Consider the following 12825-nt stretch of genomic DNA (forward strand, 5'->3'; position numbering starts at 1 on the left):
CAGCTTTAGCGAATAAAAGCGTAAAAAATCCGCATGATGCATAATTATGCATAAATGACGAATAAGCGCTTATGCATTGAAAGCGTTCCAATCATTTTCCCGCCCTGAAAACGGCACTTCCTTTAGCTATTTATATTTATGAATAAACCAAAAGCGCCCCCGAGGGGGCGCTTTTGGTTCGTATGTTTTACAGAGAATATTGTTGATTTATACAGTCAAAACTTGTTCACTTTTCAGCACCGCTTCATTGCCGCGGTCACGGGTCATGAAGTAGGTGAAGGTAAGCGCCAGGAAGATTATTCCATAAGCACCAAGCGTTCCTGCATCGGCCCACATGGAGCCGAAGTCTCCTGTAGAGATTACTGCCTTGAAGCCTTTGACACTGTAAGTCATCGGCAGCAGCGGATTGAAGAACTTCATCCAGTTAGGAATCAGCTCCAGCGGGAAGGTTCCTGCGCTTGTAGTCAACTGGAAGATCAGAATCAGAATGACTACGAAGCGGCCCGGCTGATCCAGCCAGGTAACAATCGCTTGAATCATCCACATGAAGGCCAGGCTGGTAATGAACGAGAAGGCGTAGAACAAAGGTACATTCTGTACTTCAAGTCCCAGACCATACAAGACAATCAGGACAGCCAGCAGAGCCTGAAGCACACTCATCATGGAGAACGTAAGGGTACGGCTCATGAACCGGTTGAACCGGCTGGCGCCAATGACTTCGGAATCACGCATAGGGATAACAATCGTACAGATCAGAGCACCTACGAACAATCCGAGGGACAGGAAGTAAGGAGCGAATCCTGTGCCGTAGTTAGGCACCTTGTTCACCTTCACTTCTTCGATCTGTACCGGCTGGGCGAACATGGATACCAGCCCATCGGTCTTGTTCACCGATTTGGTCTGTGAAGCCGCATCGCCCAGCTTGCTTGCCAGCTCACCGGAGCCTGTCTTCAGCTCATCCAGGCCATCCTTCAGCTGCCCTGCTCCGTCACTCAGCTTCTTCGAGCCATCGGCTACCGAGCTAAGGCCGCTGCCCAGCTTGCCTGCTCCGGCCAGCAGCTTCGTGGTGCCGGCTTCAAGCGCCCGGCCGCCGGCTGCCAGCTTCGCACCGCCCGCTGCAGCTTCGTCCAGCTTCGCGCCGAACTGCTTCATGCCTGCGGTCAGCTTCGCGCCGCCGTTCTCCAGTGCTGCTGCTCCGGCTGCCAGCTGATTCTGGCCATCCAGCAGCTGCGAACTGCCTGCGTAGAGCTTCTGCGCTCCGTCATGCAGCTGGCCTACACCTGCATCCAGCTGCTGTGAACCGCTGTGCAGCTGATTCGCTCCCTGCAGCAGCTGCTCCTGGCCGCTATTCAGGGCCGCAGCTCCGTCAAGGAGCTGCTGCTGGCCCTGGTCCAGCTGCGCCGTGCCCGCAGCTACTGCTGCGCTTGCTGCCAGCAGCTTCTGCACCTCAGGGCTTGCCGCCAGCTGAGGATTCGACTTCGCCAGCGCCTGCAGACCGTCAGCTACAGCCTTGGCTCCGGCTGCTGTCTTGGCACTGCCGTCCTTCGAAGCCGTAAGTCCGGCTTCAAGCTTCGCACTGCCCTCGGCGGAGGAGCTTAATCCGGCCGCAAGCTTCGCGCTGCCGTCCACCACAGCCTTCGTACCTGTCTGCAGCTTCTCGGTGCCGGTTACAGCCGACTGGGTTCCGGCCTGCAGCGAAGCCGTTCCGGCTGCTGTCTTCTGCAGCCCTGCATTCAGCTGCTTGCTGCCCGCTGCCGACTGCGTTACACCCTCCTGCAGCTGCTTATGCGCTGCGGATAACTGCTGCAGTCCTCCGGCCAGCGTGCTGCTGCCGGTTTTGAGAGCGGCTGCGCCGTTATTCAGATCACTCACGCCCTGCGTAAGCGGCGCTACACCATCCAGCAGCTTGCCGGTGCCTTCGGTGAGGACAACCAGATTGTCCTTCAGCTTCAGAGCGCCGTCATCCAGCTTGGTGGCGCCGTCTGCGATCTTGGTCGCACCGTCTCCGGCTTCGCCCAGACCGTTTGCGATTTTGGTGATTTTATCAAATACAGAACTGGTATAAGCTTCGGTAATCTTGGCGGATACCTTGCTCTTAATATCCTTCACTGCCGTGCCGCCAATCTGGCCTGCCAGGAAGTTGTAGCCTTCATTCGGCTCGTAGATGATCTTGGCCGGCTGCGGATCTGCATCCAGCAGTGTAGTTGCCTTGGCCGAGAAGTCTTCCGGAACCACAATAGCCATATAATAGGTATTATCCGCAAGTCCGGCTTCCGCCTGCTCCCGGCTGACGAAGTTCCACTTGAACCCGTCCGTCTTCTTCAGCTCCGTGACCAGATCCTCTCCGGCGGTCAGCTTGGTGCCTTCATAATCAGCACCCTTATCCTGATTGACAACCGCTACCGGAAGCTCGTTCATTTTACCGTAAGGGTCCCAGAATGCCTTCAGGAACAATCCGCTGTACAGAACAGGAATAAATAGAATGGCGAACATGGAAATACGCATCTTGGGATTCTTGAATACCGCGCCAAGATCCTTCATAAACACGGATAAAAATTTCATTCTGGTTCTCTCCTTATGATCATATGCTCTCTCTTGAAAAATACGGTGACTTGCTGTGAAATGATAGTTTCGTGAATATTACAGTAACACCAAATGACTGTTTTCCCCACTTGGTCAATCAAAGGCAAAAAAAATGGGTCTATCCTGTTCAGTACGATCCAACTCAGCACCATCCGCCTCAGCCCGCCCGGTCCCAATCAGGGAAAGCGCAGCAGTGTGAAACGCCATCCCTATACCGGACTTAACTTCTACTGCGACAGCCCTTCTGCCAAAAACAGATGAAAATAATGCTTGATCTGTTCTTTGGTCAACGGCACATGTACCTTGCTCAGCTCAGCAGTAAGCGCGATATATAGCCTGAACATTACCACCGACACAATCTGGGGATCGCAGGGTTTGATTTCCCCTTGACGAATGGCCTGCTCCACCTCCCGTTCCAGATATTCAAGCACCACACTCTCGATCTTGTCGAGTCCTTCACCAGCCTGCGGCGTTCCGAAGTCCAGACTCTCCTGAGACAGCTTGATGAATAGCTCGTGTTCGCTTCGAAATTCCAGCAGGGCATCCAGCACACGGTGCAGATTATCAAAAAACGGCTTATCGCGCCTAATCTCCCGCTCGGCGATCATTTTCATCTCGATGATGACGTCCCGCAGGATTTCATCAAATAACTGTTCCTTGTTCGTAAAAAAGGTGTAAATCGTCCCTTTGCCGACATTGGCAATCTTGGCGACCTGGTCCATCGTTGTTGCCTTATACCCGAATAATGAAAAAGACTTCGTCGCCGCCTGCAGCACCTGCTGCCTTCGATCTACCACAGCCATTCATACACTCCCTTTCCTGAAGGATCGTCTGCCGCTTCCGTTCTGACCATTTTACTGATCCGGTCACTCGGTCAAGACCAACTTTATCACTTTGCCTATGCCTTTGCAATACTTTTGCTAATTTTTTTTATTTTATTGCAGTGTTTTAACTTTCTATTTACGTCTTATTTGTATAATGTGAGAAAAGAAGCAGAATCCCTAGTATAATATTAGGAGAAGCATCTACGCGAGTAACCGCAGACGGACTAATGAAGCTATCTAACAAACCTATCTATAATGGAAAGTTGCAGGTGAACTTATGCGAAAGAAAAGAGTACTGCTGTTTTCGGAAGGCTTCGGCACGGGCCATACAGGGGCAGCCTATGCTCTGGCTGAAGGAATACGACTGCTGAACCCCGATGTTCAGTGCCGGGTCTTCGAGCTCGGAAAATTCCTGAATCCTACGGTCGCTCCTTGGATTCTTTCCGCTTACCGCAAAACTGTCAGCAGCCAGCCTAAGCTGGTCGGCATGATGTATAAGACCCAATATCATAAATCACTGAACCGGTTGACCAAGCTGGCCCTTCACCGGATTTTTTATACGCATGCCTCTCAGGTCATTGAACAGCTGCGGCCGGATCTGATTATCTGCACGCATCCGATTCCTGCTGCGGTCATCTCCAGGCTGAAGCACCAGGGTCTTGATGTACCCTTCTATACGCTGATTACAGATTATGATGCCCACGGCAGCTGGGTAAATGCGGAAGCCAACCGATATCTGGTATCGACCTCAAGGGTCAAATCCATTCTTACGGGGCGCGGCGTCCCCTCCGAGCTGGTGACGGTGACCGGGATTCCCGTGCATCCGAAATTCTGGGAGTCCCAGGGGAAGACTAAGCTGCGCAAAGAGCTGGGGCTGGCCGACATCCCGACTGCGCTGATTATGGGCGGCGGCTGGGGCCTGATGTTCGGCAAGGATATTATGAACTCGCTCACCGCCCGGATCAATGAGATCCAGCTGATCTTCTGTATGGGCAGCAACGACAAGGCTATAGCCAAAATGAAGGCCAACCCCCTGCTGAACCATCCCAATGTAAGGATTCTCGGTTACAGCAGTGAGATTAACAAGCTGATGGATGCCTCGGATCTGCTGATCACGAAGCCTGGCGGAATGACCTGCACTGAAGGTCAGGCCAAAGGCATTCCAATGCTGTTCTATAACGCCATCCCCGGCCAGGAAGAGAAGAACAGCCAGTATTTCGTCGAGCTGGGGCTGGCCGAGATGCTGAATCCGGGCGTCGTGGACAAATGGTTCTCCATGCTCCTGAGCGAATATGCCGGATTCGGAGGACCGAAGAAGCGCAAGAGCTCTCCGGACCTCCAGCAGCCGCAGCACTGCGCCGCCACCATACTTAAGATGCTGGGCAAGCCAGCTGCGGAAGCGGTCTTCTCTGAGGCGTGGAGCGCCCCTCCACCCAAGGTACGGAGCGAAGAAGCCGTCTATGTCACACCTTAAACCCTTATCCTGATTCCCTAACACAAAGAACCTCCAGCCCATAGATCCTACGGGCTGGAGGTTTTTGCATTACATATGGCTGTAAGAGAATAGACGTATAGCGTCTGATGTGTAGCGGGTCTTTTATTTATAAAAGGTATGATTGCCGATGGTCTTGGCGAGTGTCCGTGAATGATGCACGGTCAGATCCTGCGCCAGCGTCAGCGACAGGAAGAAATAGGTATCATCCGTAACCTCTTTGACCCCCATAAGTGCTGCGTTTACAGCCTTAATACTGTCCGCATTTGGCTTCACGCGTTTAAGACGCCCGTTGGCCACAGGACTGAACTGCCTTTTCTGATAGATGACTTCTCTGATTGTGTCGGGAAAATTGGCTGACCGCAGCCGGTTTAGAACAACGTTGGCAACTGCCACCTTGCCCTTGTACGGTTCGCCTTCTGCCTCTGCCATGACGATTTTTTGCAGCAGATGCAGGTCTTCTCCGGATACGGCGTAGCTCCAGGTAGCTTCAGCTTGCTGCTCCTTGGGTAGTAGCTTGGTCCGGGAGAAGAACAATGTTGCGGGGGGATGTTGCTGAGTTACAGCCTTGCTTGGTTTAACACTCTTCGTCCCCGTTGCCGCGATCTTGGGCGCTTGCGCCACTGGCGGCGATGCTTTCACCACAGTTACCTTAGGCTTAGTCACAATAGAAGCAGGCTTGACAGCGTCCTTGCGCTGCAGCTTCTCGGGACTTAACCATCCTGCACTCACCGTGCGGGTCCAGGTATGAACCGGTTTGGCAGCTGTGGTGTATAGCATGGGTGTACTCTTTTCGGCTGAATGGCTTGTCCTGTGCAGGACGGATGCGGCTTGCGGAATAAGCTGCTCTACCGATTGATGGCTTGCAGACTTCAGCTTACCCATTTCTATTACATTCTCCCCGGTAGCAGCAGTTCCTTCGGGGTTCATCAAACTTATCGCTGAGAAAGACACTAGGATTACACCAACCAGCAGCGCAATATAGCGGCTCTGTTTGAAAATCAACATGTTTTACCTCCTATTTTACGGCACATTCCTATTGTATGTAACCGAAAATGGAAGCTTTGAAAACTTTCTTGTCGATTTATGTTGAGAAAAATGAAAATTTTTCAGTCATTTCATACATAGGAATGGCATGCATCCTGGTAGCATACACCACAAAAGCATCTACCGTCCAGCCTATGTCTGGAAGTAATTGATCCGCAGGCGGGGTCTCCATCCGTAAATTTTCCAGCCGCTCCAGCGTAAACGGATCTTCTCCGCGATATTTGCGTGCTACAGTCAAATGGGGATTGTACGTTCGCATCTCTGGAGTGTAGCCTAGGGGAAGGGTCGCAGAAACCACCTTGTGCTGCAGCTCCTTCAGCGGCTCCAATTCGCCGGAAACCCCGGCCCAGAGCACTCTTGGCGAGTCTGGAAGACCGAAGGTGCCCCATTCGCCGAGCTTTAATTGAAAGCCTTTACTTGAACGCGCAACCTTCCGGAGTGCCTCATATAGATATGGAATATTTTCCCTGGGGGTATCTCCAAGAAATTGAAGCGTAATATGGAAATCTTTGAAATGTGTCCATCTGGCAAATTTAAGAGCGGACGACACACGGGCAGACTCATTCTTCAGATATTCAAGCAGCGTATCAGGCAGCGGCACCGCAACGAACAGGCGCTCCATTTCTTGCTCCGGGTCCAATTGGCTCATGCGAATTTCACCTTTCCAGACAGATTTGTTATGCTTATCTATACTTATCGTCTATTTCTCTACTGAAATGTAGAACAGGAGGGAACCATCATGACTAAATCCATCGTTTGTATGCAGCAGCTGTCCTCTGCTCAACAGGAGCTGATCCGCTCCGCTGCACCAGAGTACACCCTTACCCTTGGAGATTCCAGGAACCCTGATCTGGAGCTGCTCTCCGGCGCAGAGATTATTATCGGCTGGGGCAAAGGCATCCGTGACACCGTGCTGCGCCAGGGCTCGCCGCTCCGCTGGGTACAAGCCTGGTCCGCCGGAGTAGAGAAGCTTCCGCTGGAAGCCCTGAAGGAACGCGAAATTCAGCTGACGAACGCCAGCGGCGTGCATGCGGAACCGATTACTGCTGTCATCCTCAGCTTCATGCTGATGTTCACGCGGAATATGCACACAGCCATCCGTAACCAGCAGAACCGCCGCTGGCACTCGGACGGACAGGAGAGCGAGCTGACCGGCAAGACGATTGTTATCGCCGGAACCGGCGCCATCGGCAGCGAGACTGCCAGAATCGCCAAAGCCTTCCGGATGAAGACGATCGGAGTCAGCCGCTCCGGGCGACCGGTGGACGGCTTCGACCAGATCTTCACCACCGGGGAGCTGAAGAACGCCGTCCGCGAGGCGGACTTCGTGGTCAACACGCTGCCGCTCACCGACGAAACGCGCGGGCTGTTCGATGCTGAGGTCTTCTCCGCCTGCAAGCAGGGGGCATATTATATTAATATCGGCCGTGGAGTGACCACGCATACGGATGACCTGATCGCTGCACTGAACAGCGGCCAGCTGGCCGGTGCGGGCCTCGATGTCTTCGAGACCGAGCCGCTGCCGGAGGACCACCCGCTCTGGGGCATGGAGCAGGTCATCATCACCCCTCACTGTGCCGGGGTAACCGACCGCTATGCCGACCGGGTGGTCGACATCTTCGTGGAGAACATGAAGGCCTACCTGGAATCCGGCAAGCCTTCGCGCAACCTGGTGGATTATAGCCGCCAGTATTAGGTTGCTTTCGCGGCTGAGCTGGTTGGCAGGCCGTAGCTTGGCGGGTTGCGGGCTAGTGGGTCGGCGGGCAAGCCGTAGCTTGGTGCGTCGGTGGGTTGGCGAGCTGGTGGGTTGGTTGAGTAATGGCAATTTTGTTACCTCGCAGACTCACAGTTTAGAGTTCTAACGGTCCCTTGCCGCCAAATGTTGCACATATTGCAACTTGTGTACCGCCAATTTGGGCTATTCGAGCGGAATGTTGCATGAAATGCAGGAATTGTCCCGTTCATCTGCCAACTGGAGAGGAATTGCTGACATTTGTGCAACAATCTCTCATTCACCTCATATAGATCAGGTAAATGTTGCAAATTGTGCAGGATTCCAAGCGAACTCATTAGCACCAGCACCAGCACCAGCACCAGCATTAGCAGCATCAGCACCCACATGTCGATAAATGCTCAGCTCGTTCAACTCGTTCAACTAATTTCAGCAATTCAGTTCATTCAGCGATTCACAAATTCAATGATTCACGAATTCACGCAAAACAAAGAGCCTCTGCTGAACTAAGCAGAGGCTCTTGTTATACTTCCATCCCTAAATAGATTGAACTTGAAATTCACCCATTAGGGAGCAGTGGCGGAAGAGAAGTTTGGAACTGTAGGAGCGACAGCGTCCGCCTTTGTTCCCGGATTTCAACCGCTACTGCGGTTCAATCCAAGAAATCCGGGAACAACAGCGGCCGTAAGTCCAAACATTCTCTGCAGTCACGGCGTATCCCTAATCCCCGAAATTTCGCAGCTTCAATCTATCCCCCTCACACCTTAAAGCGGGTCACCGACTCCCGGAGCTCCGTAAGCAGCAGCTTCAGCTCCGCGATGCCGTTAGCCACAGCGGTGGTTGAGCTGAGCTGCTCATGCGCAGAAGCAGAGGTCTCTTCGACACCGGCCGCCGCTTGCTGGGAGAGTGCCGAGATATGCTGGCTGAACTCGTTCATGGTCTCGCTGGCACCGGTCATTTGCTGCAGATCCTGGCTCATCTCATCGATAGTCACCGCCATCATGCGGACCGAGCCGTTGATCTCAGCCAGCGCATCACCGGTCTCGACAATCTGCCGGCTGCCTTGCTCCGTCTTGGCTACTCCGCCGCGCAGCTGCTCTACCATGGTTCTGGAGTCGAGCTGGATGCCCTGCGTAATCTCTGTAATCTCGGAGACCGTCCGCTGAACATCCTCTGACAGCTTCCGCACCTCCTGTGCGACAACCGCGAAGCCGCGTCCGCTGTCTCCGGCCCGTGCGGCTTCAATGGCGGCATTGATCGCCAGCAGATGAGTCTGCTCCGAGATGCTCCGGATGGAGCCTACCAGATGGAAGATGCCTTCATTCTTGCGGTTCAGCTCTTCTACGGTATCCATGGACTGCGAGACCGCATCGGCAATCTCGTTCATCTGCGCCACGGAGCTTTCCATGAGCGCCCGGCCCTTTTCACCCTTTTGCCGTACCTGCTCTGAATGATTGGAGAGATCGGTACCTCTGCCGGCAAAATTCTCAATTAACGTATTCAGCTCCTCCACCGCCTTGGAGGCATCCACCGCTGCTTCGGCCTGGCTTCCGGACGCTGTGGCCAGCTCTTCCATCGTCAGCGCGATCTGGCTGCTGCCTTCCTTCGTATCCGCAATGGTATGCATTAACACATCGCCCTGCTCCCCAATGATCCTTGATACATCTCTGATCCGGCTGACCATTTCCAGCAGCGTGCGGTTCGTTTCATTCACCGTCTTGGCCAGCAGGCCAATCTCGTCCTTGTTGCGGATCATCGTCTCTTCCGCCGTCAGATCCCCGCTTGAGATCTGCTGCAGCTGCGAAGTTACCCTCTTCAGCGGATTGATGATCGTTCTGCGGATAACCATATTAACCACACCGATAACGACAAGGACAATCAACACAGTCGCAATATTCATTCTCCCGGCGGTATTGAAAATACTTGTAGATATTTCCCCCTCATTCTCAGCATCCTTCTGGCTGTGCGCTACCAGCGCATCCAGATCCACCTGCATGGAATTAAAAGCGTCAATCCCCTTCTGCGATACCTCAAGGGCCAATTTCTCGTCATTGGAGCTGCTGAGCAGAATCGCCTGATTGTTGACAGTCAGGAACTCGCCCCATTTTCCGACGAGCGACTGTAATTGCTTCAGCTCCTGATCTCCTTTCAGATTGGCTTTATATTCCTTAAAAGTATCCGCTACTTTGCCGATGAATTTGGACCGCTCTTCCGCAAGGGCGTTTTTGTCCGCGCTGTCAGTGCTCAGGATATGCTGCAGGCTGAGTGCCATAACATGCTCTGTCAGATAGTTGACATTGTGAATTTTGTTCAGCTCGGGAATGATGTGATTAATGACTTTCCCGGTGTTCTTCTGCATACCGTTCATTTGATAGAGCGATACCCCGCCGCTGATCAGAACGAATACAGCCAGAGCCGCATAACCGGAAGCGATCTTGAAGCCGATGCTTTTTCTGCCGCTGGACAGCTTCGCCTGCTGCTTCTTGCCTGCTTCATTCCTCCCTTTTCCTAACCAATCCTTCAGTCGCTGACCTATCCCCACACCTGTGTGCCCCCTTGAAATTATTCTGGATGATTCCACCATTTTCCATCTGATTACATTTATTTTCATAAAAAAAGCAAAAAAAAATAGGTTATATGTACTATGTCGGCAGCAGACGGTTAAAAATTAACATGTTTCTCTCGATGTAAGGTTTTACCTGCCAGCCCAGACGGCGGACAGGTAAAGTTTCTACTATATAGGATAAGTCTAATCCAGATCGTAAATCGAACCGACCTTCAGCCCGTACAGCTCATTGTAGATTTTCTCGGCAAAAGCGTCGGTCATTCCGGCGATATAATCGGTCACCATATGCTCCCAGGTCCAGATCGGCTTGGCCGACTTCTGATCCTTCTCGAACCGCTGCAGCCAGTCCGAAGGGATAATACTCCGGGACGTCTCGGGATCAAGGAACGCCTCCCACAGCCGCCGCAGTATCCACTCGCTCCGTTTCTGCAGACGCTGTACGCGCAAATCGCGGATCATCGTTACCCAGGCGAAGCTTTTGAGCACACTGACGGTCCGCAGCATGTCCTCATCCTCCCTGCCTTCCTTAATGAAGGTAACCTTCTTCCAGTCCCCGTCCCCGATCACGCCGAGGCTGGCGACAAAGGTACTGACCCAATAGGCCTTGACTTCACGGCGGGTGCGGGAATAGTCATTCTCACAGGTAGGCATCTTCTCCTTCCAGATCCGAAGGAATGAACTCAGCACCTCCTCCACCTTGAAGCGGATCGCCGACTTGTTCCAGCCGGACCAGAACGCATCCTCAAGCGTAGTGATCTTCTCCACAATCAGCCGCTGAATATAGTCGTCATGCAGGAAATGCTCATGTACCTCAATCTTACCGGCCTTGATGCCGTCTTCCAGATCATGCGCCGAATAAGCAATATCGTCACACAGGTCCATCAGCTGCGCTTCCAGCGTCTTTTTGCCGGCCGGAATTCCCCACTGGGTGCGGATCTCATGGATATACTCCCATTCATGCAGATACATCCCCTTCTTCAGCACCGTCCCGGGAAAAGGATATTTGTTAATGCCCAGCAGCACCGCGTCCGAGAGGTTCAGACCGTCGATATTCTCGCGCTTCTCCAGGAACATGATCAGGCGGAAGTTATGGGCGTTGCCTTCAAAATGCTCAAATTTGCGCTTCATGCTCTCATGTATCGTCTGCTGCTGAACCGGACCTGCGCCTGACTTGGCCACTGCCTCTACCGTCTTGCGGGTAACCAGCTTCTCCAGCAGGTTGTCCAGCACCTCTTCTCCCTTATGCCCAAATGGGGGATGGCCGAAGTCATGGGCGATTGCCGCACATTCCACTACCTCGGGATCAATGACCAGGCCCGGATTCTCCGCGGCTCCTGTCTCTACTTCCGGGTAAGCACGCAGCAGACTCTTGGCCGCTTCCCGGGCAATCTGCGCCACCTCCAGCGAGTGGGTCAGGCGCGTCCGGTAGTAATCCCCGGTTCCGGCCCCGAACACCTGCGATTTGCCCTGCAGCCGCCGGAAGGTCGGCGAATGGATCAGACGCGAATAGTCGCGTTCATATGCGGCTCTGGAGGTCTCCAGCTTCGTGATTTCCGGATATTGTCTATGCTCTCTTTGTTCAATCAGTGTCATCTCCGCTGCCCCTATTCCTTGATCTGTATTTAGTAATTTATTATAAGTCATTTCCGCCGGAACTTTCACTCTAAAATGCAAATCGCCCTGCGGGCTGCTATAAATGCATAGCAACCAAGGGGGATAGAGCATTCTAAGACTTAAGCAGCAGGAACCGCTTATAAAAACAAGTGTGGAGTGAATCTGAGAGCCATGAGAACAGCCACCCGATTGACCGCCGCAGTTCTTGCCGCACTGGCGCTGATGTGCAGCCCTTCCGATCTGGCGCTGGGCAGTCCGAACAAAGCAAAAAACCGCTACTACTATGAGGAGCGCGGCGATATGATCTGGGAAGTGCGAACCAGCCAGAAGGTGATTGCGCTGACCTTCGATGACGGCCCGGACCCCCTGGAGACGGACGGCATTCTGGAGGTGCTGCATGAGTATCAAGCGAAATGCACGTTTTTTGCGATTGGCAAACGGATCGCCGCTTATCCTGATGTCGCCAGACGCGTGATTAATGAAGGACATGAGCTGGCGAACCATACCTACAACCATGTCTATTTCAAAAGGCCGGTCTCCGGGGAGCAGATTCAGGAGGAGCTTGCGCTGACGGAGAAGGAAATTATGAAGATATCCGGCAGACACAGCAGCCTGTTCAGACCGCCGGGCGGCATGTATGACGAGACGCTGATCGATGTGTCCAACAGCATGGGCCTGAAGCCCGTGCTGTGGTCCTGGCATCAGGACACCCGCGACTGGAACCGCCCCGGCGTCTGGAACATCTCAAGCCGGGTGATCCGCAATGCCAAGAGCGGCGATATTGTCCTGTTCCACGACCATGTCCACGGGCCCTCGCAGACGAAGGAAGCACTGAAGATTATTCTGCCTGAGCTGAAGAAGCAAGGCTTCCGGTTTGTTACCGTCTCGGAGCTGATTGAGTTATCCGATGTGCAGCAGGCGAAGACAGACCGGCATATGACCTATTAGGGGGCCTGCCCGGATTGCA

The 12825-nt window shown here is 53.3% G+C and carries 9 protein-coding genes; 3 read left to right on the top strand and 6 right to left on the bottom strand.

What is annotated here, in order from left to right; genetic code table 11:
- Positions 1–207: 207 nt before the first annotated feature.
- Entirely contained in the window at positions 208–2562 is a 2355-nt protein-coding gene (locus MKY96_RS23565; RefSeq protein WP_340943768.1) for a YhgE/Pip domain-containing protein, read from the bottom strand.
- A gap of 248 nt (positions 2563–2810) precedes the next feature.
- The gene (locus MKY96_RS23570; protein ID WP_036693681.1) at positions 2811–3386 is read right to left on the bottom strand and encodes a TetR/AcrR family transcriptional regulator; all 576 of its coding nucleotides are present in this window, start codon (positions 3384–3386) and stop codon (positions 2811–2813) included.
- Between the two features lie 298 nt (positions 3387–3684).
- Here MKY96_RS23570 and MKY96_RS23575 point away from each other — a divergent pair, with 298 nt between their 5' ends.
- Positions 3685–4881: an MGDG synthase family glycosyltransferase gene (locus MKY96_RS23575; protein WP_340943770.1), complete on the top strand. Its 1197-nt coding sequence runs from the start codon at positions 3685–3687 to the stop codon at positions 4879–4881.
- A 123-nt stretch (positions 4882–5004) separates the two neighbouring features.
- Here MKY96_RS23575 and MKY96_RS23580 read toward each other — a convergent pair whose 3' ends face one another.
- Both MKY96_RS23580 and thpR read right to left on the bottom strand, forming a co-directional pair.
- A complete protein-coding gene (locus MKY96_RS23580) occupies positions 5005–5907 on the bottom strand; it encodes a cell wall hydrolase (protein WP_340943771.1) in 903 nt (300 codons plus the stop codon).
- Positions 5908–5983: 76 nt separating this feature from the next.
- Positions 5984–6595: an RNA 2',3'-cyclic phosphodiesterase gene (gene thpR, locus MKY96_RS23585; protein WP_340943772.1), complete on the bottom strand. Its 612-nt coding sequence runs from the start codon at positions 6593–6595 to the stop codon at positions 5984–5986.
- A gap of 90 nt (positions 6596–6685) precedes the next feature.
- Between thpR and MKY96_RS23590 the strand changes: the two genes are divergently transcribed.
- The gene (locus MKY96_RS23590) at positions 6686–7642 is read left to right on the top strand and encodes a D-2-hydroxyacid dehydrogenase (protein ID WP_340943774.1); all 957 of its coding nucleotides are present in this window, start codon (positions 6686–6688) and stop codon (positions 7640–7642) included.
- A gap of 793 nt (positions 7643–8435) precedes the next feature.
- Here MKY96_RS23590 and MKY96_RS23595 read toward each other — a convergent pair.
- Both MKY96_RS23595 and MKY96_RS23600 read right to left on the bottom strand, forming a co-directional pair.
- Entirely contained in the window at positions 8436–10220 is a 1785-nt protein-coding gene (locus tag MKY96_RS23595) for a methyl-accepting chemotaxis protein (protein ID WP_340943775.1), read from the bottom strand.
- A 207-nt stretch (positions 10221–10427) separates the two neighbouring features.
- Entirely contained in the window at positions 10428–11837 is a 1410-nt protein-coding gene (locus MKY96_RS23600; RefSeq protein WP_340943776.1) for a deoxyguanosinetriphosphate triphosphohydrolase family protein, read from the bottom strand.
- A gap of 192 nt (positions 11838–12029) precedes the next feature.
- Between MKY96_RS23600 and MKY96_RS23605 the strand changes: the two genes are divergently transcribed.
- Positions 12030–12806, top strand: coding sequence for a polysaccharide deacetylase family protein (locus tag MKY96_RS23605; protein WP_340943778.1), 777 nt, complete (start codon positions 12030–12032; stop codon positions 12804–12806).
- The last annotated feature ends 19 nt before the right edge of the window (positions 12807–12825 follow it).

It is taken from the genome of Paenibacillus sp. FSL R7-0302, assembly GCF_038006885.1.
Taxonomy (GTDB): domain Bacteria; phylum Bacillota; class Bacilli; order Paenibacillales; family Paenibacillaceae; genus Paenibacillus_AQ.